The sequence below is a fragment of the Streptomyces lincolnensis genome (assembly GCF_021173675.1).
GTDB classification, from domain to species: domain Bacteria; phylum Actinomycetota; class Actinomycetes; order Streptomycetales; family Streptomycetaceae; genus Streptomyces; species Streptomyces lincolnensis_B.
Map to the genome: position 1 here is coordinate 119102 of NZ_JAIHON010000016.1, position 24440 is coordinate 143541.

Genomic DNA, 24440 nt, shown 5'->3' on the forward strand with positions numbered 1-24440 from the left:
GTTGAACATGTTCAAAAACTAGGGTTCAGTGGTCGGCGAGCGTGAGGGCGAGGCGGTCGGAACGGCCGACGGCGCGTCCGCGGGCTCGTCGGTGGGCTCGCCGGTGGGCGTGGCGGTGGGCGTCGGCACGGTGGTCGGCCGCCCCTCGCCGGGACCGAGGCCGGGGCCGAGACTGGGACTGGGCGCGACCGGCGTGGGAGTGGGCGCAGGAGTCGTCGTAGGACCGGTCGTGGGCGTGGTCGGCGCGGTGGGCCGGTCCGAGGGGCCGCTGCTCGCCGGCGGGGCGAGCGGGACCGTCGGCCTCGCGGGCGCGTCCGGCGAGGCCAGGCGCAGCGGCAGCGCGACGAGGGCGGCGACCGCGCACGCCCCGCCCACCCCGACCGCCGCGCGCACGAGCCGGCGCCGGGCGGCACGGCGGCGGATCGCCTCGTAACGGCCCGCAGGCGGGCCCAGATAGTCGGTGGAGGGCCGCAGGATGACGGCGAGGGGGTCGTCGGGCTCGAACTCCGGGCTCTCGTCAGAGTGTGTGATCAAGGCTTCTCCCCAGATGGGCGCGGAGCAGTTCACGGGCCGCGTGCAGATCGGCCTTGACGGTTCCTTCCTTGCGACCGGTCAGCGCGGACACCTCCCGGATCGGCATGTCAGCGTAGTAGTGCAGCAGGATCGGGACCCGCAGCCGTTCCGGCAGCGACTGCACGAGCAACCGCACCGAGGGATCGGCCGGTTCGGCGTGCGGCCGGACGGCGGCCTCGACGGTGACCCGCTGCACGGCTCGTCGTTCGCGCTCCAGCTTGCGCCAGTGGTCGCGGACGAGGTTGGCCGCGGTGACGTAGAGGAAGCCCCGGGGTTCCGTCACGGCGGTCCAGCGGCCCCAGAGCCGGGTGAAGGCCTCCGAGGCGATCTCGTGGGCCGTCTCGTCGTCGTCCACCAGCCGGCGGCACCAGCCGGCGAGGCGCGGATAGAGGGCGGCGAACAGCTCCGACGCCGCCGCCCTCTCACGGGACCGCTTCACCGTTCTCCCGCGGAGTTCGTCGCCGAGGTCGCCACGGCGAAGACGATCACGTTGTCGCGGTAGCCGTCCTCGTCGAGGGGCCCGCCGCAGGTGATGAGACGCAACTCCGGCCGGTTCACGTTCCCGTAGACGTCCTCGGCGGGAAAGTCCGCCTTGGCGACGGTCCGTACGTCGGTGACGGCGAACTCGGCCGTCGTCCCGTTCTCCAGGCGCGCCTCGATCCGCTCGCCCCGGCGCAGCCGGTCGAGGTGCCGGAACACCCCGTCCCCGTATTTACCGACGGTGACATGACCGAGGATCACCGACGGACCGGTCTGCCCGGGCGTCGGCGAGTGCTCGTACCAGCCGGCCCGGTCGTCCGCGGTGATCGGCGGGACCCGCACACTGCCGTCCGGGGCCAGCCCCAGCCGCATCACCGGGGTGTCGACCCCGATCGCCGGGATCCGCAGCCCGACGGGGACGGAACGCGCGCGCGGCGACTGGGCGGCGGCGCGCGAGTCCCCCGCCGACGGCGTGCCCGTGGGGTCTTCGGTCGTCGTACGCGTGCCCGTGGAGCCGTGGCCGGCGGCAGGTCCCCCCGAACCGCCGCCGCCACAGCCCACGAGCAGGGCGGCCGCCGCCACGACGGCGACGCACACCCCGCGGCGGCGCCGTCGGTCACCCGTACGGCACCGGCCCGCGGCACGCCTGGAGGGCGAGGTCATGCCCCGGTCGCCCTCCGACGCCGTACGACATAGAAGGCCGCGCCGCCCACCGCGCACGCCGCGGCGGCGCCCCCGCCGATCAACGCCCCGTTGTCCCCCGAGCCGTTCGCCTCGGACCCGGCACCGGTGTCGGGCGCGCCGCTGGGCACGACCGACACCTGGTCGCCCGGGGACGGCGCGAGGGTCGGCTCGGCGCTCGGCGGCTCGTCGGTCGGCGCCTCCGACGGCGCGGTGGTGGGCGACGGGACCGCGGACGGCTCCGCGGAGACGCTCGGGGTGGCGGTGGGGGCCGGGGTCGGCGTCGACGCCCCGTCGGCGAACGCGGGCCCCGTGGCCACCAGGACGGCGGTCCCCGCAAGTGCCAAGACGCTCAGCACGGTTCGGCGCATGAATCGTTCCCTCTCGTCGGTCCGCCCGCCCACCGGCTCGGCGGGCGGAATCACAGATCGACGGGAGAGACGAGGCGACCCCGGGGCGGGTTGTAAAGAGACGGCAAAGCCCGACGAACCCCGAAGAGCCCGTACCGACCTAGGCGTCCAGCGACGTCATCACGTGCTTGATCCGCGTGTAGTCGTCGAAGCCGTACGCCGACAGGTCCTTGCCGTAGCCCGACTTCTTGAACCCGCCGTGCGGCATCTCCGCGACCAGCGGGATGTGCGTGTTGATCCACACGCATCCGAAGTCCAGCTTCTTGGACATCCGCATCGCACGGCCGTGGTCCTTGGTCCAGACGGAGGACGCCAGCGCGTACTCGACGCCGTTGGCCCACTCCACCGCCTGGTCCTCGTCCGTGAAGGACTGGACCGTGATGACCGGCCCGAAGACCTCGTTCTGGATGATCTCGTCGTCCTGCTTCAGCCCGGACACGACGGTCGGCGCGTAGAAGTACCCCTTCTCACCGACCTGGTGGCCGCCGGCCTCGACCTTGGCGTGCGCGGGCAGCCGCTCGATGAACCCGGAGACCTGCTTGAGCTGGTTGGGGTTGTTCAGCGGCCCGTAGAGCACGTCCTCGTCGTCCGGCCGCCCGGTCTTCGTCTCGGCGGCGGCCTTGGCCAGCGCGGCCACGAACTCGTCGTGGATCGACGACTGCACCAGCACGCGCGTGGCCGCCGTGCAGTCCTGCCCCGCGTTGAAGTACCCCGCCACGGAGATGTCCTCGACGGCCTTGGCGATGTCGGTGTCCTCGAACACCACCACCGGGGCCTTGCCGCCCAGCTCCAGGTGGACCCGCTTCAGATCCCTGGACGCGGACTCGGCGACCGACATGCCCGCCCGCACCGAGCCGGTGATGGAGGCCATCGCCGGGGTCGGGTGCTCGACCATCAGCCGGCCGGTGTCCCGGTCGCCGGTGATGACGTTGAAGACGCCCTTGGGCAGGATCCCGCCGATGATCTCCGCGATCAGCACCGTCGACGCCGGCGTCGTGTCCGACGGCTTCAGCACCACCGTGTTGCCCGCCGCGAGCGCCGGCGCGAACTTCCACACGGCCATCATCATCGGGTAGTTCCACGGCGCGACCTGCGCGCAGACGCCGACGGGCTCGCGCCGCACGATCGAGGTGAGGCCCTCCATGTACTCGCCGGCGGAGCGCCCCTCCAGCATCCGGGCCGCGCCCGCGAAGAACCGGATCTGGTCGACCATCGGCGGGATCTCCTCGGACCGCGTGAGCCCGATCGGCTTGCCCGTGTTCTCCACCTCGGCGGCGATGAGCTCCTCGGCGCGCTCCTCGAAGGCGTCGGCGATCTTCAGCAGGGCCTTCTGGCGCTCGGCGGGAGTGGTGTCGCGCCAGGCGGGGAAGGCGGCGGCAGCGGCGGCCATCGCCGCGTCCACGTCCGACTGCCCGGACAGCGGCGCGGTCGCGTACGCCTCGCCCGTCACGGGGTTGACCACGTCCGTGGTCCGTCCGTCGGCGGCGTCCCGGAACTCACCGTTGATGTAGTTACGCAGACGACGCAGCTCGGTGCTCACTGCCGGCCTCCTGTGTCAGGTCGAGGTGTCCATTGACTGAGACACCCACCCTAATCCGGTGGGCGACGTTTTCAACACCCCTGATCGCGCCATGGCTGCGAAATCCGCAGGTCTCGGTCGCGTGAACAACGAATTTCATCGATACGGCCTTGCGGAAGTGTCGAGACGTCGTGCACAGTGAGCTCGTGGCCAGTCGAAGCGCAGACCCCAGGGACCCACGGGACTCCCGCGCGTCCAGGAACGGCACTCCTCACCTGGATGCCGTCTCCCTCGCCATCATCGAGCAGCTCCAGGAGGACGGCCGCCGGCCGTACGCCGCGATCGGCAAGGCGGTCGGCCTCTCCGAGGCGGCCGTGCGTCAGCGCGTGCAGAAGCTGCTGGACCAGGGCGTGATGCAGATCGTCGCGGTCACGGACCCGCTCACCGTGGGTTTCCGCCGCCAGGCGATGGTCGGCATCCATGTCGAGGGCGACGTCGAGTCCGTGGCCGACGCGCTGACCGCCATGCCCGAATGCGAGTACGTGGTGATGACCGCAGGCTCCTTCGACCTGATGGTCGAGATCGTCTGCGAGGACGACGACCACCTCCTGGACGTCATCAACGGACGCATCCGGGCCATCCCCGGGGTGCGCTCCACCGAGAGCTTCGTCTATCTGAAGCTCAAGAAGCAGACCTACATGTGGGGAACCCGATAACCGTGAGGACCCGATAACCGTGAGCTCCAAGGACCTCAGCCGCACCGCGTACGACCACCTGTGGATGCACTTCACCCGCATGTCCTCGTACGAGCACGCCCCCGTCCCCACCATCGTCCGGGGCGAGGGCACCTACATCTACGACGACAAGGGCAAGCGCTACCTCGACGGTCTCGCGGGCCTGTTCGTGGTGCAGGCCGGACACGGCCGCACGGAGCTGGCCGAGACCGCGTTCAAGCAGGCGCAGGAGCTGGCGTTCTTCCCGGTGTGGTCCTACGCCCACCCCAAGGCCGTGGAGCTCGCGGAGCGCCTGGCCCACCACGCGCCGGGCGACCTGAACAAGGTCTTCTTCACCACCGGCGGCGGTGAGGCGGTCGAGACCGCCTGGAAGCTCGCCAAGCAGTACTTCAAGCTGACCGGCAAGCCCACCAAGCACAAGGTCATCTCCCGCGCGGTCGCCTACCACGGCACCCCCCAGGGCGCCCTGTCCATCACCGGCCTGCCGGCCCTGAAGGCCCCCTTCGAGCCGCTGGTGCCGGGCGCGCACAAGGTCCCGAACACCAACATCTACCGGGCGCCCCTCTTCGGCGACGACCCCGAGGCCTTCGGCCGCTGGGCCGCCGACCAGATCGAGCAGCAGATCCTCTTCGAGGGCGCGGACACGGTCGCCGCGGTCTTCCTGGAGCCGGTACAGAACGCGGGCGGCTGCTTCCCGCCGCCGCCCGGCTACTTCCGGCGGGTGCGCGAGATCTGCGACCAGTACGACGTGCTGCTCGTCTCGGACGAGACGATCTGCGCCTTCGGCCGCCTCGGCACGACGTTCGCCTGCGACAAGTTCGACTACGTCCCGGACATGATCACCTGCGCCAAGGGCATGACCTCGGGCTACTCCCCGATCGGCGCCTGCGTCATCTCCGACCGCCTGGCCGAGCCGTTCTACAAGGGCGACAACACCTTCCTGCACGGCTACACCTTCGGCGGCCACCCGGTCTCCGCCGCCGTCGGCCTCGCCAACCTCGACCTCTTCGAGCGCGAGAACCTCAACCAGCACGTCCTGGACCACGAGGGCGCCTTCCGCTCGACGCTGGAGAAGCTGTACGACCTGCCGATCGTCGGCGACGTCCGCGGCAACGGCTTCTTCTACGGCATCGAGCTCGTGAAGGACAAGGCGACGAAGGAGTCCTTCGACGAGGAGGAGACCGAGCGGGTCCTGTACGGCTTCCTGTCCAAGGCGCTGTACGACAACGGCCTGTACTGCCGGGCCGACGACCGCGGCGACCCGGTCGTCCAGCTCGCCCCGCCGCTGATCTCCGACCAGTCCACGTTCGACGAGATCGAGCAGATCCTGCGCGCGACGCTGACGGAGGCGTGGACGAAGCTCTAGCACGTCCGGCGGCTCAGCCGACCGCATGGCCCGGGGTGCACCCGTCCGAGTGACAAGGGCGCACCCCGGGCCGCGTGCTGTCCGGCCTCGCCGCCCCGGCTCCCTAGCGTGCCTGGTAACCGATCGGCCCTGCTTTCGTTCCCCCGCACGGGGGATTGCAAGGCACAACGGAACCAGAACGAGGTGTACGCCCATGGAGGCTCCGCCGGACAACGACGTGCTCTGGGCACGGTCCCTGCACTTCACCCACCGCGACGGCTCACCCGGCATCGCCGGAGTCTCGCTCGGCGTCCGCGAGGGCGAGATCCTCGCCGTCGGCGGCCCGCGCGGCAGCGGCAAGACGACCCTGCTGCGGTGCCTGTCCGGCCTGGTCCCGGCACAGCGCGGCGAGGTCTGGTTCAACAGCGCGCCCCTGCACACCCTGGGCCCGATGGCCCGCGAACGCGTGCGCCGCGACCGCTTCGGCTGGATCGACCCGGCGCCGGCGCTGGTCCCCGAGCTGAACGTGTGGGAGAACGCCGCCCTCCCCCTGATGCTGCGCGGCACCGGCCGCCGCCGCGCCAAGACCGCCGCCCTGGAGTGGCTGGAGCGCCTCGACATCGGCGACAAGACCCGCAGGCACCCGCACGAACTGCGCCAGTCCGAACGCCAGCGCGTGTGCATCGCGCGCGCCCTGGCCCCCGCCCCCACGGTCCTGTTCGCCGACGAGCCGACGGCCCCCCTGCACCGCGCCGACCGCGGCCACGTGCTGCGCACCCTCACCACGGCGGCCCGCTCGCACGGCATCACGGTGGTGCTGGCCACCCACGACGCGGAGACGGCCGCCCTCGCGGACCGCACGGTCTCGCTGCTGGACGGCCGACGGGTGAACACGGTCCATCTCCCGCCGGTCGCCGAGACGGAAGGCCGGGCCACGTGCTCGCTCTCCGTCTGACCCGCGGGGCCCACCCCGCCGTACAGCTCCGCCGGCTCCTGGTGGCCGCGGCGTCGGCGGGCACGGGCTTCCTCCTGCTGTGCACCCTGGGGTACGCGGTGAGCCACCCGGACGCCGGCTCCGGGCCCCTCCTCCGCCTCGCCTGGTGCGCGACCCCGCTCGCCGCGACGGTCTACTTCGCGGTCGCCGTGGCCCGCACCGACCCGGCCACCAGCCCGCGCCCCGGCCTCTCCGCCATCGGCCTCGGGCCGACCCGCCTGATGGCCTTCTCGGCCACGACCACGGCCCTCGCCTGCACCCTCGGCTCCATGCTCGCCCTCCTGTTCTTCCTTCACCTCAGAGGCGACCTCACGGGCATGCCGTTCGACGGAGCGGCGGCGGAGTTCCTGGCCGCGGACTCTCCCCTCCCGCTGCCGGCCGCCCTGACCCTGCTGTCCCTGACCCCGGTGATCGCGTCCCTCTCGGTGGCCCTGACCCTGCGCCCCCGGGACGACCGCCCCACCCCACCGGGCACCCGCCGCGCCTTCGGCCGCTTCGGGGCGTACGGCAGCGGAACGGCACGGGAGACCTTCGGCGCGTACGGACGGTTCGGCGCCCGTCTGCGGGTCCCGGCTCGCCCGGGCAGGGGCGGCACCCCGCAAGCGCAGGCGGGCGAACCCCGGCCCCAGGCCGACACGGCCCCCCACCCGGACACCGGCATCCCCGCCCCCACCCAGGGCGACGCACAGCCCGGCCTGCCCCCCGACACCCTCCCCGCACCCCCCACAGCCCCACCCAAGGGCCTCCCCTGGGGCATCGCCGTACTCGCCGCGGGCCTGGCCGTGGAGGCGTACGCAACCCGCTCCGGAACCACCCCCACCACCCCCCTCCCCGGCGGCCTGGCCACCGGCACCCCCGCCGTCCTCATCGGCTGGCTCCTCACCGCCACCGGCCTGGCGCTGGCCGGCCCCGGCCTCACCCACCTGTGCGGCCGGCTCCTGCAGACCGCCCGCCCCGGCGCCCTGCGCCTCCTCGCCGGCCGTGTCCTGATGACGGAGTCGACCCGCGTCGGCCGCCCCCTGGGCGTCGTCTGCGCGGTGGCCTCGGGCGCGTACGCCATGACGGCCCTCGACGGCCCGGACGGCGCGGAGTTCGGCCCGCTGACGACCCTCGGCCTGCTCCTGGTCACCGGCTGCACCCTCGCGACGCTTCTCACCGCCGCCGTGGAGGCCAAGCACGCCCGCGCCGACACCACCCAGGCCCTGCTGCGGCTCGGCGCCCCCGCCGCGATGCTCCGCGGCGCCGCCGCCGTCCGCGCCGGCGCGCTGCTGGCCCTGTTCGGCCCGCTCACGCTGGTCGTCGCCGAGTTGGCCGCGCTTCCGCTGGCCCGCTGAGAACTCGTACGAACAAATTTCCCGAACGCCGATGAGTTCCGTACGAGACGCTGGTCTACCCACCGAACATCACCACCCGATGGGAGATACCGAGATGACCGCGACGTACCAGCAGATGATCTTCGTGAACCTGGCCGTGAACGACCTCGACACCTCGAAGAAGTTCTTCACGGAGCTCGGCTTCGAGATCAACGCCCAGTTCAGCGACGAGAACACCGCCTCCGTCGTGATCAGCGAGACCATCGTCGCGATGGTGCACACCAAGGCGCGCTACGCCGAGTTCACGAAGAAGGCGATCGTGGACGCGAAGCAGAGCAGCGAGGTGCTGATCGCGCTGAGCGCCGAGAGCCGCGAGAAGGTCGACGAGCTGGTCGAGAAGGCGTTCGCGGCGGGTGGCGGCCCGGCGGGCGAGACCCAGGACCACGGTTTCATGTACGGCCGTTCCTTCGACGACCCGGACGGCCACACCTGGGAGGTCGTGTGGATGGACCCGGCCGCCGTCGAGGGCTGATCCCCGCCCGTGCGGGCGACGGACGTGCCTAGCATGGGCGGGTGCAGACCAGCCCCGCCCATGCGGCCCACCACGACGACCGTGAGATCGAGACGCTGGAGGAGTTCGACGCGACCGTCTCGGCCCGCGGCACCCTCGCCGGATTCCGTGTCCAGGCCGTCGATCTGACCGACCGGACCCGGGAGTTGCTCGCCACCGACACCGCCGGCGCCGTCTTCCTCGGCTGCCCGATGCGGGAGAACGCGGCGGCGAAGATCCGCTCGGACGGCGCCCTGGTCTTCCCGCCCGTCCCGGAGCTCCCCTTCGATCCGTACCGCGGACTGCTCTACACGCCGGGCGAGTTGTTCACCGGCCTCGACAAGGGCTACGAGGAGACACCGGACGCCCTCGCCTACGCCTGGTTCCAGCGGACCAGGGCCGACGGCGACATCTACGCGTCGATGCTGCGCTCCGTCCACGACGACTCCGTCTCCGACGCGCTCGACGAACTCCTGCGCGGTGCTCGAGTGGTGGGCGTGATGGGCGGCCACGCGATGGCCCGCGGCACGGAGCGGTACGCCGGTGCCGCCCGCCTGGGCCGGGAGCTGACGCGCGCCGGGTTCACCGTCGCCACGGGCGGCGGACCGGGCGCGATGGAGGCGGCGAACCTCGGGGCGTACGCCGCCCCGTTCGAGGACGCCATGCTCGACGATGCCTGCGAACTCCTCGCCGCGGCACCGTCGTTCACGCCCTCGATCACGGACTGGGCGCGCGCCGCCTTCGAGGTCCGCGGCCGCTGGCCCGGGGGCGGCGGCTCGGTCGGCATCCCGACCTGGTTCTACGGCCACGAACCGCCGAACGCCTTCGCCTCGCACATCGCCAAGTACTTCGCCAACGCCACCCGCGAGGACGGCCTGTTGGCCCGCTCCACCGCGGGCGTGGTGTTCCTGCCGGGCGCCGCCGGCACCGTGCAGGAGATCTTCGACAACGCGACGCCGAACTACTACGAGTCCCGGGGCGAGCCCACGCCGATGGTGCTCGTGAACCGCGCGCACTGGACGGAGAGACTGCCGACGTGGCCGCTTCTCCAGGCGCTGGCGCGGGAGCGGTCGATGGAGTCCCGGATCGCCCTGGTCGACCGGATCGAGGAGGTTCCGGAGGCGTTGAAACGTCTCGGAGATTAATAAGAGAGCAAAGCAACCGCTCCCAGGCCGCTTCCGCATTGACAGTACTTATGTGGCACTTATAGACCTGTGAACCTCCTGGGGATGTTGGTGTTCCATCAACACCCCGCCCACCCCCCGCAGTTGCGCAACTTGTAAAGGACAAAAGTGTCCATAACTCGCCGTACCGTCGCACGTTCCGCGCGCATCCTCGGTGTCGCCACCGCCACGGCCGCGATCGCGCTCGGTGCCTCGGGCAACGCGCTTGCCTGCAACATCAACGAGTTCTCCGCCGAAGCCAAGTGCGACGGAGACAAGGGCGTCATCACCGTCACGGACGTGGACCCCGCGGGCATCCCGGCCACCGTCTCGGTGTTCCTCGAGAACAACGGCGCCGACGTCAAGAAGATCGGCGAGCAGGTGGTCAAGGGCACCCGCGAGGGCACCACGATCACCTTCGCGGAGGACTGGCAGCCGAACGCCGAGTACCGCATCCACGTGAAGGCCGCGTCCTACGTGGACGAGGACATCACGCCGAACCTGACGACCCCGTCCACGGCCTGCAAGACCGAGGACACCCCGACCCCCACGCCCACCCCGACCCCGTCGGACTCCGCCTCGACCCCGGCCGAGGAGCCCGGCACCCCGACCCCGTCGGCCCCGGAGAGCCCCTCCCCGGCCGGGAACGTCCCGAGCAACGCCCCGTCCCCGGCGGCCGGTGACTCCAACCTCGCCGAGACCGGTGCGAACTCCAACACGCCGATCATCGCCGGCATCGCGGTGGCCCTGGTCGCCCTCGGTGGCGGTGCCGTGTTCTTCGGCATGCGCCGTCGCGGCGCGAGCAACGGTCGCTGACCCGCGCGCACCACAGGCTGTGGCCCGTCCCCACCACGGGGGCGGGCCACCGTCGTGCGGGGCGGCCCGTCGTGCGGGACGGCCCCGAGGACTCAGCCGAAGCTCGCCCGCTCCAGCCAGAACTCCAGCAGCTCGCGCTCGCCGAGCACCTCCACCTCCGCACTGTCCAGCGGCAGCCGCCGGTAGAAGGCGAGCAGTACGGCGGTGAGCGGCCCCCTGAGCGCGACCGTCGCCTTCTCGTGGCCGCGACGCCAGACGAGGACGTCCTCGGTGAGCTCGATCACCCACTCGGCGTTGATCTCGGGCGCGGTGTCGGTGGCGTGCAGGTGGATGCTGCGGCCGGGCCCCCGCAGCTCCCTCGCCGCGTCGTGCGGTTCGGTCCGCTGCACGAACTCCACGATCTGGAGCCATTCGTCGATCGCGTCGGCGGCCACCTCCGGAGCGACCTCGTAGGGCAGCCCGGCGGCGAACACGGCGTCGGCGCGGTGGATGGTGAGCTCGTGCGTCATACGACGGGCCCAGAACCCGGCGTTGAGGATCCCGGCCCAGCCCCACACCTTGGCGTCGGGCCCGGCCTCCCGCAGCGCGTCGACGAGCATCTCGCCGGTCTCGGCGAGCCAGGCGTCCAGCACGCCGGCATCACCCCGCGCCTGGGGACCGTCGCCCAGCGGCACCCGCTCCTCGGGGATCTCCTCCTCGGCCCGTGTCCGCACCATCAGCTCGACCCAGCGCAGGGCGCCCCCCGTGTGCCGTACGAGCTCCTCCAGCGACCAGTCCGGGCAGGTCGGCACGGTGGCGGAGAGATCCGCCCCGGAGGTCACCAGCGCTCTCAGCTGGCCGACCTGGTGAGCGATCTCGTCACAGTAACGGTCATGGGCGAGTAGCGTCATGCCTCGCACCCTAGGGGCGGGCGCCCCGCCCCAGCACCACGATTTCGGCCGCGTCGAACGCGACTCCGACCACGTCCCCGACCTCCGGCGCCTCCCGCAGCGCGCACGCCGCCTCCAGGCGCGGCCCGTCGTCCCGAGGCTGAAGGTGTACGGCCACATGGGTGCCCTTGAAGGTCCGCGCGGCCACCGTGCAGCGCAGGCCCGCGTCGGCCGCCACCAGCCGTACTCCGGCGGGCCGTACGAGCAGCGTGCGCGCCCCCGCCTCCTCGCCCGCGGGGACGGGCAGCTTGCCCCAGGGCGTGTCCGCGGCCTCCCCGGCGACGGTGCCCTCGACCACGTTCTCGAAGCCGAGGAAGCGGGCCACGAACTCGTCCGCGGGGCGCTGCCAGACCTCAAGGGGCGTACCGGACTGGGCGATCCGCCCGTCCCGCATCACCACCACCCGGTCGGCGAGCGCGAACGCCTCGCCCTGGTCGTGGGTGACGGCGAGCACGGTCGTGCCCAACCGGCCGAACAGCTCCCGCAGTTCGACCACCAGCCGCTCCCGCAGCGAGCGGTCCAGCTGGCCGAGCGGCTCGTCGAGCATCAGCAGCCGCGGCCGGGGTGCGAGGGCCCGGGCCAGCGCCACCCGCTGCTGCTCACCGCCGGACAGCGCGGCCACGGCCCTCCGTGCGGCGCCCGGCAGCCCGACGAGGTCGAGCAACTCCCGTACCCGCTCCTGCTGTTGGGGTCGTGATACGCCGTGCATCCGCAGCCCGAAGGCGACATTGCCGCCCACGTCCCGCTGCGGGAACAGCTGGTGGTCCTGGAACATCAGGCCGACGCCCCGCCTGTGCGCGGGCACGCCCGCCTGGTCGCGCCCGTCGAGCGACACCCTCCCCGCGTCCAGGGGCTGCAGTCCGGCCACCGCCCGCAGCAACGTCGACTTGCCGCTGCCGCTGGGCCCCAGCACGCACACGATCTCGTGCTCGGCGACATCGAGGCCGACCCCGTCCAGCACGGCCCGGCCGCCGAACCGTACCGTCGCGTCCGCGAGGCTGAGCAGGGGTGGGCGCATCTAGAACTCCCCGGTCCGGTCGGTGCGCAGCCGTTCCAGCACCAGCAGCGCCACGGCACACACGATCATCAGAATCGTCGACAGGGCCATCGCCTGCCCGTAGTTGAGCTCGCCGGGCCGCCCGAGCAGCCGCGCCACGGCGACCGGCAGGGTCGGGTTGTCGGGCCGCGCGATGAACACCGTGGCCCCGAACTCCCCCAGCGACACCGCGAAGGCGAACCCGGCCGCGATCAGCAGCGCCCGCCGCACCATCGGCAGGTCGACCTCCCGCCACACCCGCCAGGGCGACGCCCCGAGCACGGCCGCCGCCTCCCGCAGCCGCTCGTCCACGGCCCGCAGCACGGGCAGCATGGTCCGTACGACGAAGGGGACGCCGACCAGCGCCTGCGCGAGCGGCACCAGGATCCACGAGGACCTCAGGTCCAGCGGCGGCTCGTCCAGCGCGATCAGGAACCCGAACCCGACGGTCACCGCGGACACCCCGAGCGGCAGCATCAGCAGCGCGTCGAAGCCCTGTACGAACCGGCCCGCGTCCCGCCGGGTCAGCGCGGCGGCCGCGAGACCCCCGATCAGCACGGCGATGGCGGTGGCGGCGACGGCGTACTGGAGCGAGTTGCCGATCGCCTCGATCGGCGGGACCAGGAAGATTCCGCCCTCGTCGCTGGTCAGGGCCCGGTAGTAGGCGAAGTCGGGCGCGTCCAGCGACCTCTGCACCAGCACGGCGAGCGGCAGCAGGAGCAGCACGGCGATCGAGGCGAGCACCCCGGCCAGCAGCGCCCACTGCCCGGCCCCGTGCGGCCGGCGCGCGGTCGTGGCCGCGTCCACCAGCCGCAGCGTGCTCTCCCGTCGCCGTACGGTCCACGCGTGCAGGGCGAGGACCGCGCCCACCGCGACGAACTGGACCATCGTCAGCACGGCGGCCGTGGACAGGTCGAAGATCTCCGAGGTCTGCCGGTAGATCTCCACCTCAAGGGTCGAGAAGGTCGGACCGCCGAGGATCTGCACCACACCGAAGGAGGTGAAGGTGAACAGGAACACCATCAGCGCGGCGGCGGCCACCGCGGGCGCCAGCGCGGGCAGGGTCACCTGCCGCCAGGCCCGCGCCCGGGACGCCCCGAGCATCCGCGCGGCCTCCTCCTGCCGTGGATCCAGCTGGGCCCAGAGCCCGCCGACGGTCCGGACGACCACCGCGTAGTTGAAGAAGACGTGCGCGAGCAGGATCGCCCACACGGTGGTGTCCAGGCGTACGCCCCACAACTCGTCGAGGAGTCCGCCGCGCCCGACCAGCGCCAGGAACGCCGTACCGACGACGACCGTCGGCAGCACGAACGGCACCGTCACGACGGCCCGCAGGACCTGCTTGCCGGGGAAGGTGAAGCGCGCGAAGACGTACGCGCCGGGCAGTGCCACCAGCAGGGTGAGCGCGGTGGAGACGAGCGCCTGCCAGGTGGTGAACCACAGGACGTGCCGGACGTCGGACTGCCCGAGCACGTCCGCGATGCGCCCGAGCCGCCAGACCCCGTCGACCTTGAGTCCGCGCGCGACGATCGCGGCGACGGGGTAGGCGAAGAAGACCGCGAAGAACGCGACGGGCACGGCGACGAGGCCGAACCGCGCCGCGGTCCCCTTCCGGCGTGGCCCTACTTCAGTACGAGCGAGGTCCACGACTTGACCCAGTCGTCACGGTGCTCGGCGATCCTCGCCGGGTCCATGGTCTCGGGATCCTTGGCCTGCGGCCCGAACTTCACGAACTCCTCGGGCACCTGGGCGCCCTCCCGCACCGGGTACACGAACATGTTGAGCGGCATGTCGTCCTGGAACTCCTTGCCGAGCAGGAAGTCGAGGAACGCCTTGCCGCCCTTGCTGTTCCCCGCGTTGCTCAGCAGCCCCGCGTACTCGACCTGCCGGAAGCAGGTGCCCTCGGCGACCCCGGTGGGCGCGGTCGTCGGCTTCGGGTCGGCGTAGATGACCTCGGCGGGCGGCGAGGAGGCGTAGGACACGACGAGCGGCCGGTCGCCACCGGCCTTCTTGCCGGTGGAGGAGCCGGAGAACTCCTCGTTGTAGGCCTGCTCCCAGCCGTCGACGACCTTCACGCCGTTGGCCTTGAGCTTCTTCCAGTAGTCCTGCCAGCCGTCGTCGCCGTACTTCGCGGCGCTCCCGAGGAGGAAGCCGAGGCCCGGCGAGGAGGTGGAGGCGTTCTCGGTGACGAGGAGGTTCTTGTACGCGGGCTTGACCAGGTCGTCGAAGGAGGCCGGCGGGGCCAGCTTCTTCTCGCTGAAGTAGGCCTTGTCGTAGTTGACGCAGATGTCGCCGGTGTCGACGGGCGTGACCCGGTGCTTGTCCTGGTCGACCCGGTACTTGGGCCGGACCAGATCGGAGCCCTTCGCCTCGTAGGACTGGAAGAGACCGTTGTCCAGCGCCCGGGAGAGCAGCGTGTTGTCGACGCCGAAGAAGACGTCGCCCTGGGGGTTGTCCTTGGTCAGGATGGCCTTGTTGACGGCCTGTCCGGCGTCGCCGTCCTTGAGGACCCGGACCTTGTAGCCGGACCGCTTCTCGAAGTCCGCGAGGATGTTCTTCGACACGGCCCATGAGTCGTGGCTGACGAGGGTGACGGTCTTGGAGTCGCCGCCGTCCCCGCTGTCGGAGGACGAGCCGCACGCGGACAGCGTGACCAGGCCGAGGCCCACGAGGACAGCACAGTACTTCTTGATGTTCACGGTGATGACCGAACTTCCTACCCAGAATGACCTGGGCGAGGTTCAGAGGGTCTGCGGCCCGGTTGCCGCACTCTCAGCGCTGATGCGCTCCCCTGTCGGATATGAAGATGTTCGTACAGGTGAAGATTACCGCTCGGTGGCCGCCAGCTGACCACACGCCCCGTCGATCTCCTGACCACGGGTGTCCCGGATCGTCACCGGCACACCATGGGCGGCGATCGCCTCGACGAACGCCTTCTCGTCCTCGGGCCGGGACGCGGTCCACTTCGAGCCCGGGGTCGGGTTCAGCGGGATGAGGTTGACGTGCACGGGCTTGCCCTTGAGCAGCCGCCCGAGCCGGTCGCCCCGCCAGGCCTGGTCGTTGATGTCGCGGATGAGGGCGTACTCGATGGACAGCCGACGCCCGCTCTTCTCGACGTACTCGAAACCGGCGTCCAGCACCTCGCGCACCTTCCACCGCGTGTTCACGGGGACGAGGGTGTCGCGCAGTTCGTCGTCCGGGGCGTGCAGCGAGATCGCGAGCCGGCACTTGAAGCCCTCGTCGGCGAACCGGTGGATCGCCGGGACGAGTCCGACCGTCGAGACGGTGATCCCGCGCTGCGAGAGCCCGAGCCCGTCCGGAGCGGGGTCGGTGAGCGCCCTGACGGCACCGACGACCCGCTTGTAGTTGGCGAGCGGCTCGCCCATCCCCATGAAGACGATGTTGGAGAGCCGGGCGGGCCCGCCGGGCACCTCGCCGTCCCTGAGCGCCCGCATCCCGTCCACGATCTGGTGCACGATCTCGGCGGTCGACAGATTCCGGTCCAGCCCCGCCTGCCCGGTCGCGCAGAACGGGCAGTTCATCCCGCACCCCGCCTGCGAGCTGATGCACATGGTCACCCGGTCCGGGTACCGCATGAGCACCGACTCGACCAGCGTCCCGTCGAACATCCGCCACAGCGTCTTGCGGGTGGTGCCCTCGTCGGTCGACAGATGCCGTACGACGGTCATCAGCTCCGGAAGCAGCGCCTCCTGGAGCCTGCCCCTCGACCCGGCCGGGATGTCGGTCCACTCCGCCGGGTCGTGCGCGTACCGCGCGAAGTAGTGCTGCGAGAGCTGCTTGGCACGAAACGGCTTCTCCCCGATCTCGGCCACCGCCTCCTTGCGCTCGGCAGGCGTGAGATCGGCGAGGTGCCGCGGCGGCTTCTGGGCTCCGCGCGGCGCGACAAAGGTGAGTTCTCCGGGCTTGGGCATGGTCATACCAGTGTCGCAGATCCACACCGATGCCCTGCCCGGCGTGGTCTACGCCACGTCCCGCTCCAGGCGCTCCTTCAGTGTGCGCTCGTTGAGCGGCAGCTCCTTGCGGATCTGGGGGCGGACGACGAGGGGCAGCAGGACCTTGCCGATCCCCTTGCCCTCGAAGTCGAGCTCGATGGTGACCCGGGAGTGGCGGCCGTCGTCGATGGGGTCGATCTCACCGTGGACGTGTCCGCGGATCGGGCCGTCGACGCCCTGCAGCCCCCAGGCGTGCGGTGGGTCGTACTCGGTGTACTCCATGGTCATCGGGATCTCCCGACGGCCGATGTGCCGGATCACGCGGACCCGGGAGCCGACGCCGACCGGCCCTTCGGTGAGCGGCTCGACCGAGACCGCGCTCGCCTGCCATTCGGGGATGTGGGAGGAGTCGACGACGTAGTCCCAGACGTCTGCGGGGCTGCGGTCGATGTCGATCGATTCACGGAAGTCGGACATGGTGCCCGCCCCCTTCGAGAGTGGTCCCCCCTGCGAGGGCCTCCAGGGAAATCCTCCCACTCGACCGCCCGGGGAGCCATGGCGAACGGGCCCCGCTCCGGGACAGGACACGGGCCCCCGCCCTGGACAGGACGGGGGCCCGCGCCAACCTCGTGGATACCGCTCGCTCAAGCCTCGTGGACCCCGCTCAGCCGGAGCCGACGAACAGCACCAGCAGCAGCCACACCACCGGAGCCGTGGGCAACAGCGAGTCCAGCCGGTCCATGATGCCGCCGTGGCCGGGGAGCAGAGTGCCCATGTCCTTGATGCCCAGGTCCCGCTTGATCATCGACTCGCCGAGGTCGCCGAGCGTGGCGCTGGCCGCGACCGCGAGGCCCAGGAGCAGGCCCTGCCACCACGTGCCGTCGTCGATCAGGAACTCCATGCACAGCGCGCCCGCCACCATGGCGAACGACACCGCACCGAGCAGCCCTTCGCGGGTCTTGCCGGGGCTGATGCGCGGAGCGAGCTTGTGCCTGCCGAAGCGCCAGCCGACGGCGTACGCGCCGGTGTCGCTGACGACCGTGAGGAGCAGGAACGTCAGAACGCGGCTCGCCCCGTCGTCGGCGGTGAGCATCATGGCGACGAAGGTGGCCAGGAACGGGACGTAGAAGGCGGCGAAGACACCCGCCGTGACGTCCTTGAGATAGCCCTCCGGCGGTTCCGTCATCCGCCAGACCAGCACCGCGAGTGCCGTGAGCGCCATGGCGACCCACGCGCCCTCGGCGCCCCGGACGTATCCGGCGACGACCATCGCGGCACCGCCCAGTGCCAGCGGCACGAGGGGCGCCCGGATGCCCTTGCGCTCCTCCAGCCGCCTGGTCAGTTCCCACAGGCCCACCACGACGGCGACCGCTATCACGCCGACGAACACGGCCTTGACGACGAACAGCGACGCGACGATCACCGCGCCGAGCCCGACGCCGACCCCTATGGCCGCACCCAGATCACGGCCCGCGCTCTTCTTCTGCGGCGCGGACGCCGGCTGCGAGGCGTCGGGCATGGGCTCCGGATTCTGCGGCGCCGCCGCACGGGGCTGCGCCGACGGGGTGTCGTTGCGGAACGTGTCGTCGCGGAACAAGGGGCCGCTCAGCCGAGCGGCCCCCCGGTCGTCATCCTGGTCGTCGCCGTATCGGGGTACGGCGGGTCCGTCGGGCACGATGGGCATGGGGCGAGTCTGCTGCGCCTCAGGCGCATCGTACGCGGGACCCGCCGGGGCAGCCCCCTGGACAGGCCCCTGGTCGGACGGCCCCCAGTACCCGGCTTGTGGCGGCGCCCCCCAGGAAGAGTCGTTCATCAGACCTCGAGCAGCTCCGCTTCCTTGTGCTTCAGGAGCTCGTCCACCTGAGCGACGTACTTGTGCGTCGCGTCGTCGAGTTCCTTCTCCGCACGGCGGCCCTCGTCCTCACCGATCTCGCCGTCCTTGACCAGCTTGTCGATCGCGTCCTTGGCCTTGCGGCGGACCGAGCGGATGGACACGCGCGCGTCCTCGGCCTTGCCCTTGGCGACCTTGATGTAGTCGCGGCGGCGCTCCTCGGTGAGCTCGGGGAACACCACCCGGATGATGTTGCCGTCGTTGCTGGGGTTGACGCCCAGGTCGGAGTCGCGGATCGCCTGCTCGATGTTGCGCAGGGCGGTCTTGTCGAACGGGGTCACCACGGCCATGCGCGGCTCCGGCACGGAGAACGAAGCCAGCTGGTTGATCGGCGTCGGCGCACCGTAGTAGTCGGCCACGATCTTGTTGAACATCGCCGGGTGCGCACGGCCGGTGCGGATCGCGGCGAAGTCCTCCTTGGCGACCACGACGGCCTTCTCCATCTTCTCCTCGGCCTCGAGGAGGGTCTCTTCGATCACCACTTGCTCCTGCGTGTCTTGAGTGAGGCCCGGCTGCGGTTCCATGGTGGGGCGGCGGCCGGCTGCGTCGCGTCTTCTTCCTGCACGGTTCCCGACCGGCAGAACATTGTCCATCCCCCGGTCAGGGTCATCAGCCCTGGCTGACTTGGTCACCCACAAGCGTGCCGATCTTCTCACCCTTGACGGCGCGCGCGATATTGCCCTCCGTCAGAAGCTCGAAGACCACGATCGGGAGCTTGTTGTCGCGGCACAGTGTGACGGCGGTGGCGTCGGCGACCTTGAGGTCGCGGGTGATGACCTCGCCGTAGCCGAGGGCGTCGAACTTGACCGCGTCCGGGTTGGCCTTCGGGTCGGAGTCGTAGACCCCGTCCACGCCGTTCTTGCCCATCAGCAGCGCCTCGGCGTCGATCTCCAGGGCGCGCTGGGCGGCGGTGGTGTCGGTGGAGAAGTACGGCATGCCCATACCGGCGCCGAAGATGACCACACGGCCCTTCTCCAGGTGGCGCACGGCCCGCAGCGGGATGTACGGCTCGGCGACCTGGCCCATGGTGATGGCGGTCTGCACCCGGCTGTCGATGCCCTCCTTCTCCAGGAAGTCCTGGAGGGCGAGGCAGTTCATCACGGTGCCGAGCATGCCCATGTAGTCCGAGCGGGCCCGGTCCATGCCGCGCTGCTGGAGTTCGGCACCACGGAAGAAGTTGCCGCCGCCGATGACGACCGCGATCTGGGCGCCGTCGCGCACGACGGCCGCGATCTCGCGGGCGATCTTGTGCACCACGTCGGGGTCGACACCGAGACCCCCGCCACCGGCGAAGGCCTCTCCGGACAGCTTCAGCAGAAACCGGCCGCGTACTTTGCCGTCGTCGCTCTTCTGGGGCTTGGTGGTCATGGAGGATCCCGCCTCTTTCACGTGGTGCACATACGAAGAAGGCCACTGCCGGTGGGGTGTCGGTCGCAACCCATGCGCGGCAATGGCCTCCTCGTCAGATCTGCTGTCGCCCGTCACGCGCGCGCGTGACGGCGTACCGGACGACTGCACCCGACCCTATCGGGGTCGCGCGCCGATCGCGGCACGGACTCAGATGCCGACCTTGATGCGCGTGAAGCGCTTCAGGGTGACACCCGCCTCGTCCAGAACCTTCTGGACCGACTTCTTGGGGTCGAGCGCGTACGGCTGGCCGAGCAGCGTGGCGTCCTTGAAGAAGCCGTTGACACGACCCTCGACGATCTTGGCGATCGCGGCCTCGGGCTTGCCCTCGGCGCGGGTGGTCTCCTCGGCGATACGACGCTCGGACTCGACGACCTCGGCCGGCACGTCCTCCTTGGCGAGGTACTTCGGCGCGAAGGCGGCGATGTGCTGGGCGACACCCTTGGCGAGGTCGGCGTCGGCCTTGTCCAGCTCGACCAGGACACCGATCTGCGGGGGCAGGTCGGGCATGGTGCGGTGCATGTAGGCGAACACGAAGCCGTCGGCGAACTGCGCGAAGCGGTCCAGGACGATCTTCTCGCCGAGGTTGGCGTTGGCCTCGTCCACGAACGCCTGGACGGTCTTGCCGGCCTCGATCTCGGAGGCGAGCAGGGCGTCGAGGTCGGCCGGGGCCGTCTTGGCGACGTGCTCGGCGATCTGGTTGGCGACGGCCTGGAACTTGTCACCCTTGGCGACGAAGTCCGTCTCGCACTTCAGCTCGACGATGACACCGGAGGTGTTGTCGTCGGCGATGACGGAGACCACGGCGCCGTTCTCGGCGGAGCGGCCCTCGCGCTTGGCGACGCCCTTCTGGCCCTTGATACGGAGCGCCTCGACGGCCTTGTCGACGTTGCCCTCGGCCTCGTCCAGCGCCTTCTTGCAGTCCATCATGCCGGCGCCGGTGAGCTCCCGGAGCTTCTTGACGTCGGCGGCGGTGTAGTTCGCCATGATTGTGGAATCTCTCTCGAAGTCTGAAGATCTACGGGCCGGACGGCGGGGGCTTCGTGGGCCCCCGCCGTCCAGAACCCGAAGGTGGTGAGGGGTCAGGCCTGCTCGGCGTCCGCGGCGGGGGCCTCAGCGGCCGGAGCCTCGTCGGCCGGAGCCTCAGCGGCGGCCTCGGCGACCGGAGCCTCGGCGGCGGGGGTCTCGTCGGCCGGAGCCTCAGCAGCGGCCTCGGCGGCGGGAGCCTCGGCCTCGTCGGCCTTCTTCTCGCCCTCGAGCAGGTCGCGCTCCCACGCGGCCAGCGGCTCGCCCGCGGCCTTGTCGCCCTTGCCCTCGGTGGCGACACCGGAGCGGGAGATGAGGCCCTCGGCGACCGCGTCCGCGATCACACGGGTGAGCAACGTGACGGAGCGGATCGCGTCGTCGTTGCCGGGGATCTTGTAGTCGACCTCGTCGGGGTCGCAGTTGGTGTCGAGGATGGCGACGACCGGGATGTTGAGCTTCCGGGCCTCACCGACCGCGATGTGCTCCTTCTTGGTGTCCACGATCCAGACGGCGCTGGGAACCTTGGACATCTCGCGGATACCACCGAGGGTCTTCTCCAGCTTGGCCTTCTCGCGCGAGAGCACGAGAAGCTCCTTCTTGGTGAGACCCGACGCGGCGACGTCCTCGAAGTCGATCTGCTCGAGCTCCTTGAGGCGCTGCAGACGCTTGTAGACGGTCGAGAAGTTGGTGAGCATGCCGCCCAGCCAGCGCTGGTTGACGTAGGGCATGCCGACGCGGGTGGCCTGCTCGGCGATGGCCTCCTGCGCCTGCTTCTTCGTGCCGACGAACATGACCGTGCCGCCGTGGGCGACGGTCTCCTTGACGAACTCGTAGGCGCGGTCGATGTACGACAGCGACTGGAGCAGGTCGATGATGTAGATGCCGTTGCGCTCCGTGAAGATGAAGCGCTTCATCTTCGGGTTCCAACGACGGGTCTGGTGACCGAAGTGGACGCCGCTTTCCAGCAGCTCCCGCATCGTGACGACGGCCATGGCCGTTCTCCTTGGTTGTTCTCGGTTGTGCCGTGGGTACCGGCCGGCACCCACGCCTGACGCCCGCGACGCGCCTTGCCGCTAGGGACCGAGAGGCGCTGACACCGACCGTGTGACGGCCTCGTGTCGGGGCGTGCGAAGTCGACCCGGTGACCCGGATCGCCAGAAGAAGTGTACGGGACCCGCGAGGTGCCGGGTGACGCCGCTGGGTTCCGGGTGACGCCGCTGTCCACAACCGGGGAGTTGTCCACAGGTCCCGGCCGGGACGCGGCCGGGTGCGGGACGGTTCCGGCATGCGAGCGAAACGATGTGCGGGTACGGCGCTGGGGTTGCTGCTGCTGGTTCTGGCGGCGCTTCCGCTCCGCGCGCCCCAGGCGCCGGCCCTGCTGAAGCCGACCGGCACGGACGTCCCGGTGCCGGCCCTGGCCCGCACCTGGCCGGTGGGCACCCGTCCCCCGGTCCTACGGGGCTGGGAACCCCCGGCGACGGTCTACGGCCGGGGCCACCGCGGTGTGGACCTGGCGGCCCCCGCCGGGACACCGGTACGGGCGGTGGCGGCGGGCCGGGTGTCCTTCGCGGGCCGGGTCGCGGGCAAGGCGGTGGTCTCGGTCGCCCTGACCGGCACGGACCTGCGGACGACGTACGAACCGGTGAGAGCGGGCGTCGAGAAAGGCGCCGAGGTGACGGCGGGCGAGGTCATCGGGTGGGTGGAACCGACGGGCTCGCACTGCACGGCCACCTGCGTGCACTGGGGCCTGCGCAGGGGCGACACCTACCTGGACCCGCTGTCCCTGCTCCCGCCGTGGCTCCTGCGCCGGGGTCCTTCAAGACTGCTGCCGGTGCTGGGAGTCCCCCTGCCCTGACCGCGCCCCGGGGCCGCCACGTGCCTCAGCCCCACACGCCCCGGGCCCACCATGCGCCTCAGCCCCGCACGCCCCGCAACGCCATGGACACCGCGGCCTCGACGATCACGGACGGCTCCTCCGCGGCTCCCAGCTCGATCCGCCGCACGGCCGCGTCCACCACTCCCTGGAGCAGCATCGCCGCCATCCGGGGCTGCCCGTGTCCCATCTCCCCGAGCGCCTCGACGATCATCGCGACGAGCCCGCCGTGCGCCGCCCGGATCTTCTCCCGGGCCCCCGCGTCCAGCTCACTCGCGGAGATCGCCACCACGGCCCGGTGCCGCCGGTCCCCGACCAGCGTCAGCTGCTGCCTCACATACGCCTCGACCTTGGCCTCCGGCCCTTCGGCCGCGGCCATCGCCGCCTCGACCTCCGCCGCCCAGACCGGAAAGTCGACCGCGCACAGCTCCTCGACCACGGCGGCCCGCGACCGGAAGTACTCGTACACGGACGACCGCGCGAGGCCCGTCCGCTCGGCGAGGGCGGGGAAGGTCAGCGCCTCCGTCCCACCCTCGGACAACAGGGAACGAGCCGCGTCCAGCAGGGCGGCTCGCTGCATCGACCGGTGCTCGGCCACGGAGGCCGCTCGAATCCTTGGCACGTCAAACACTCTACGGACGGACCACCCCGGACGGGAGTCACTGCCCCGACCGGACTTCATCCGGCCAGGTCACCGACCGAAGCCAGCCAGTTTCGCCCGCAGCTGGAGCACGGACTTGGTGTGGATCTGACTGACCCGGCTCTCGGTGACACCGAGCACGTTGCCGATCTCGGCGAGCGTGAGTCCCTCGTAGTAGTACAGCGTCACGACGGTCTTCTCCCGCTCGGGCAGCGTGTTGATCGCCCGTGCCAGGAACCGCCGGAGCTCCCGGTCCTCGGCCACCTCGACGGGGTTGTCGGCGGCGGTGTCCTCCAGCGTGTCCATGAGGCTCAGCCGGTCGCCACCCTCACCGCCGACGTGCAGCAGCTCCTCCAGGGCCACCACGTTGGCCAGCGACAACTGGCTGAAGACGGCATGGAGGTCGTCCACCGCGATCCCCATCTCGGCGGCCACCTCGCCCTCGCTCGGCGTCCGCCTGAGCTTCGCCTCCAGCGTCGCGTACGCCCGCTCGACGTTGCGCGCCTTCTGCCGCACCGACCGCGGGATCCAGTCCAGCGCCCGCAGCTCGTCGATCATCGCGCCCCGGATCCGCGTGATCGCGTAGGTCTCGAACTTGATCTCCCGGTCGATGTCGAACTTCTCGATCGCGTCGATCAGCCCGAACACCCCCGACGAGACGAAGTCGGCCTGTTCCACATTGGGCGGCAGCCCGACGCTGACCCGTCCCGCCACGTACTTCACCAGCGGTGAGTAGTGCAGGATCAGCTGCTCGCGCAGCCGCTCGTCCCCCGTCGACTTGTACGACCGCCACAGCTCGTCGAGCGTCGAGGGAGCGGGCGGTCGCACGCTGCCACCCTCGCGGGCGGCTGGGGGGATCGCCGCCCGGTCGGACCCGGAGGTGTGCTGGGGCATTCGTCGCCTTGTGCCGTTCTGCCGTGAAGTGCCGTGAACTGCCGTGGAGCGGCACTGCCTGGGTGAGCTGTCGGTCTGATGCCGAGTTGGTGGTCTGCGTCGGAATCCTCGTGAGCGTAGCGTGACTGGAGTGTCGCGGTGAGCGAAGAAGGTGGCCCGACCGATGCGCAGATACGTTCCGCTGACCGCCCCGCCGAGTCATGTCCCTCTCCG

26 protein-coding genes are annotated in these 24440 nt (G+C 71.0%); 8 read left to right on the top strand and 18 right to left on the bottom strand.

The genetic code is table 11. The features are described 5' to 3' along the window. Window positions 1-18: 18 nt before the first annotated feature. From K4B79_RS38530 to K4B79_RS38550, 5 genes are all read right to left on the bottom strand, one after another. On the bottom strand, window positions 19-534 hold the full coding sequence (locus K4B79_RS38530) for a hypothetical protein (RefSeq protein WP_232032076.1): 516 nt from the start codon (window positions 532-534) through the stop codon (window positions 19-21). Then, on the bottom strand, window positions 518-1012 hold the full coding sequence (locus K4B79_RS38535; RefSeq protein WP_232032077.1) for an RNA polymerase sigma factor: 495 nt from the start codon (window positions 1010-1012) through the stop codon (window positions 518-520). Before K4B79_RS38535 ends, K4B79_RS38530 begins: the two co-directional genes overlap by 17 nt. Further along, a complete protein-coding gene (locus tag K4B79_RS38540; RefSeq protein WP_232032078.1) occupies window positions 1009-1716 on the bottom strand; it encodes a class F sortase in 708 nt (235 codons plus the stop codon). The genes K4B79_RS38535 and K4B79_RS38540 overlap by 4 nt, the downstream gene beginning before the upstream one ends. Further along, complete coding sequence (locus tag K4B79_RS38545; RefSeq protein WP_232032079.1) at window positions 1713-2105, bottom strand: Tat pathway signal sequence domain protein; 393 nt, start codon at window positions 2103-2105, stop codon at window positions 1713-1715. Before K4B79_RS38545 ends, K4B79_RS38540 begins: the two co-directional genes overlap by 4 nt. Before the next feature lie 139 nt (window positions 2106-2244). Further along, on the bottom strand, window positions 2245-3684 hold the full coding sequence (locus tag K4B79_RS38550; protein WP_232032080.1) for a gamma-aminobutyraldehyde dehydrogenase: 1440 nt from the start codon (window positions 3682-3684) through the stop codon (window positions 2245-2247). A gap of 170 nt (window positions 3685-3854) precedes the next feature. Here K4B79_RS38550 and K4B79_RS38555 point away from each other — a divergent pair, with 170 nt between their 5' ends. The 7 genes from K4B79_RS38555 (at window position 3855) to K4B79_RS38585 (ending at window position 10578) form a co-directional block, all read left to right on the top strand. Then, the gene (locus K4B79_RS38555) at window positions 3855-4379 is read left to right on the top strand and encodes an Lrp/AsnC family transcriptional regulator (protein ID WP_232032081.1); all 525 of its coding nucleotides are present in this window, start codon (window positions 3855-3857) and stop codon (window positions 4377-4379) included. Window positions 4380-4398: 19 nt separating this feature from the next. Continuing rightward, on the top strand, window positions 4399-5763 hold the full coding sequence (locus K4B79_RS38560) for an aspartate aminotransferase family protein (RefSeq protein WP_232032082.1): 1365 nt from the start codon (window positions 4399-4401) through the stop codon (window positions 5761-5763). Between the two features lie 193 nt (window positions 5764-5956). Further along, complete coding sequence (locus K4B79_RS38565; protein ID WP_232032083.1) at window positions 5957-6697, top strand: ABC transporter ATP-binding protein; 741 nt, start codon at window positions 5957-5959, stop codon at window positions 6695-6697. Beyond that, window positions 6679-8070, top strand: coding sequence for a hypothetical protein (locus K4B79_RS38570; protein ID WP_232032089.1), 1392 nt, complete (start codon window positions 6679-6681; stop codon window positions 8068-8070). The genes K4B79_RS38565 and K4B79_RS38570 overlap by 19 nt, the downstream gene beginning before the upstream one ends. Window positions 8071-8164: 94 nt before the next feature. Further along, on the top strand, window positions 8165-8581 hold the full coding sequence (locus K4B79_RS38575; RefSeq protein WP_232032091.1) for a VOC family protein: 417 nt from the start codon (window positions 8165-8167) through the stop codon (window positions 8579-8581). Between the two features lie 41 nt (window positions 8582-8622). Then, the gene (locus K4B79_RS38580) at window positions 8623-9744 is read left to right on the top strand and encodes an LOG family protein (protein WP_232032092.1); all 1122 of its coding nucleotides are present in this window, start codon (window positions 8623-8625) and stop codon (window positions 9742-9744) included. 147 nt (window positions 9745-9891) lie between these two features. Continuing rightward, window positions 9892-10578 (top strand): LAETG motif-containing sortase-dependent surface protein, encoded by a 687-nt coding sequence (locus K4B79_RS38585; protein WP_232032094.1) that lies wholly within the window; start codon window positions 9892-9894, stop codon window positions 10576-10578. Between the two features lie 92 nt (window positions 10579-10670). Here K4B79_RS38585 and K4B79_RS38590 read toward each other — a convergent pair whose 3' ends face one another. The 11 genes from K4B79_RS38590 to rpsB form a co-directional block, all read right to left on the bottom strand. After that, a complete protein-coding gene (locus K4B79_RS38590) occupies window positions 10671-11468 on the bottom strand; it encodes a maleylpyruvate isomerase family mycothiol-dependent enzyme (protein ID WP_232032096.1) in 798 nt (265 codons plus the stop codon). A 10-nt stretch (window positions 11469-11478) separates the two neighbouring features. Continuing rightward, on the bottom strand, window positions 11479-12525 hold the full coding sequence (locus K4B79_RS38595; protein ID WP_232032098.1) for an ABC transporter ATP-binding protein: 1047 nt from the start codon (window positions 12523-12525) through the stop codon (window positions 11479-11481). Continuing rightward, entirely contained in the window at window positions 12526-14190 is a 1665-nt protein-coding gene (locus K4B79_RS38600; RefSeq protein ID WP_232032100.1) for an ABC transporter permease, read from the bottom strand. It lies immediately after the preceding gene. Further along, complete coding sequence (locus tag K4B79_RS38605) at window positions 14166-15242, bottom strand: thiamine ABC transporter substrate-binding protein (RefSeq protein ID WP_232032101.1); 1077 nt, start codon at window positions 15240-15242, stop codon at window positions 14166-14168. Before K4B79_RS38605 ends, K4B79_RS38600 begins: the two co-directional genes overlap by 25 nt. Window positions 15243-15368: 126 nt before the next feature. Further along, entirely contained in the window at window positions 15369-16475 is a 1107-nt protein-coding gene (gene rlmN / locus K4B79_RS38610; RefSeq protein ID WP_232032102.1) for a 23S rRNA (adenine(2503)-C(2))-methyltransferase RlmN, read from the bottom strand. A gap of 48 nt (window positions 16476-16523) precedes the next feature. Continuing rightward, a complete protein-coding gene (locus K4B79_RS38615; RefSeq protein ID WP_232032103.1) occupies window positions 16524-16973 on the bottom strand; it encodes an SRPBCC family protein in 450 nt (149 codons plus the stop codon). A gap of 187 nt (window positions 16974-17160) precedes the next feature. After that, window positions 17161-18309, bottom strand: a complete 1149-nt coding sequence (locus K4B79_RS38620; protein WP_232032104.1) for a phosphatidate cytidylyltransferase — start codon at window positions 18307-18309, stop codon at window positions 17161-17163. Then, window positions 18309-18866, bottom strand: coding sequence for a ribosome recycling factor (gene frr / locus K4B79_RS38625; protein WP_232032105.1), 558 nt, complete (start codon window positions 18864-18866; stop codon window positions 18309-18311). Before frr ends, K4B79_RS38620 begins: the two co-directional genes overlap by 1 nt. Window positions 18867-18996: 130 nt before the next feature. Then, a complete protein-coding gene (gene pyrH, locus K4B79_RS38630; RefSeq protein WP_067440483.1) occupies window positions 18997-19755 on the bottom strand; it encodes a UMP kinase in 759 nt (252 codons plus the stop codon). A 189-nt stretch (window positions 19756-19944) separates the two neighbouring features. Next, entirely contained in the window at window positions 19945-20781 is an 837-nt protein-coding gene (tsf, locus tag K4B79_RS38635; protein WP_232032106.1) for a translation elongation factor Ts, read from the bottom strand. 95 nt (window positions 20782-20876) lie between these two features. Further along, the gene (gene rpsB / locus K4B79_RS38640) at window positions 20877-21812 is read right to left on the bottom strand and encodes a 30S ribosomal protein S2 (protein WP_232032107.1); all 936 of its coding nucleotides are present in this window, start codon (window positions 21810-21812) and stop codon (window positions 20877-20879) included. A gap of 293 nt (window positions 21813-22105) precedes the next feature. On the opposite strand from rpsB, the gene K4B79_RS38645 reads away from it, so the two are divergent. Next, complete coding sequence (locus K4B79_RS38645) at window positions 22106-22675, top strand: M23 family metallopeptidase (RefSeq protein ID WP_232032108.1); 570 nt, start codon at window positions 22106-22108, stop codon at window positions 22673-22675. Window positions 22676-22733: 58 nt separating this feature from the next. Here the strand turns inward: K4B79_RS38645 and K4B79_RS38650 are convergent, their stop codons facing one another. After that, entirely contained in the window at window positions 22734-23291 is a 558-nt protein-coding gene (locus tag K4B79_RS38650; protein ID WP_232032171.1) for a TetR/AcrR family transcriptional regulator, read from the bottom strand. Between the two features lie 93 nt (window positions 23292-23384). After that, on the bottom strand, window positions 23385-24227 hold the full coding sequence (whiG, locus tag K4B79_RS38655) for an RNA polymerase sigma factor WhiG (RefSeq protein WP_232032109.1): 843 nt from the start codon (window positions 24225-24227) through the stop codon (window positions 23385-23387). Between the last annotated feature and the right edge of the window lie 213 nt (window positions 24228-24440).

Bases quoted from the DNA above. Each gene is read 5' to 3' on its own strand.
- K4B79_RS38615 (WP_232032103.1), bottom strand. From the start codon at position 16,973: ATGTCCGACTTCCGTGAATCGATCGACATCGACCGCAGCCCCGCAGAC.
- whiG (WP_232032109.1), bottom strand. From the start codon at position 24,227: ATGCCCCAGCACACCTCCGGGTCCGACCGGGCGGCGATCCCCCCAGCC.
- K4B79_RS38575 (WP_232032091.1), top strand. From the start codon at position 8,165: ATGACCGCGACGTACCAGCAGATGATCTTCGTGAACCTGGCCGTGAAC.
- K4B79_RS38620 (WP_232032104.1), bottom strand. From the start codon at position 18,309: ATGAACGACTCTTCCTGGGGGGCGCCGCCACAAGCCGGGTACTGGGGG.
- rpsB (WP_232032107.1), bottom strand. From the start codon at position 21,812: ATGGCCGTCGTCACGATGCGGGAGCTGCTGGAAAGCGGCGTCCACTTC.
- pyrH (WP_067440483.1), bottom strand. From the start codon at position 19,755: ATGACCACCAAGCCCCAGAAGAGCGACGACGGCAAAGTACGCGGCCGG.
- tsf (WP_232032106.1), bottom strand. From the start codon at position 20,781: ATGGCGAACTACACCGCCGCCGACGTCAAGAAGCTCCGGGAGCTCACC.
- K4B79_RS38645 (WP_232032108.1), top strand. From the start codon at position 22,106: ATGCGAGCGAAACGATGTGCGGGTACGGCGCTGGGGTTGCTGCTGCTG.
- K4B79_RS38540 (WP_232032078.1), bottom strand. From the start codon at position 1,716: ATGACCTCGCCCTCCAGGCGTGCCGCGGGCCGGTGCCGTACGGGTGAC.
- rlmN (WP_232032102.1), bottom strand. From the start codon at position 16,475: ATGCCCAAGCCCGGAGAACTCACCTTTGTCGCGCCGCGCGGAGCCCAG.
- K4B79_RS38590 (WP_232032096.1), bottom strand. From the start codon at position 11,468: ATGACGCTACTCGCCCATGACCGTTACTGTGACGAGATCGCTCACCAG.
- K4B79_RS38595 (WP_232032098.1), bottom strand. From the start codon at position 12,525: ATGCGCCCACCCCTGCTCAGCCTCGCGGACGCGACGGTACGGTTCGGC.
- K4B79_RS38545 (WP_232032079.1), bottom strand. From the start codon at position 2,105: ATGCGCCGAACCGTGCTGAGCGTCTTGGCACTTGCGGGGACCGCCGTC.
- K4B79_RS38565 (WP_232032083.1), top strand. From the start codon at position 5,957: ATGGAGGCTCCGCCGGACAACGACGTGCTCTGGGCACGGTCCCTGCAC.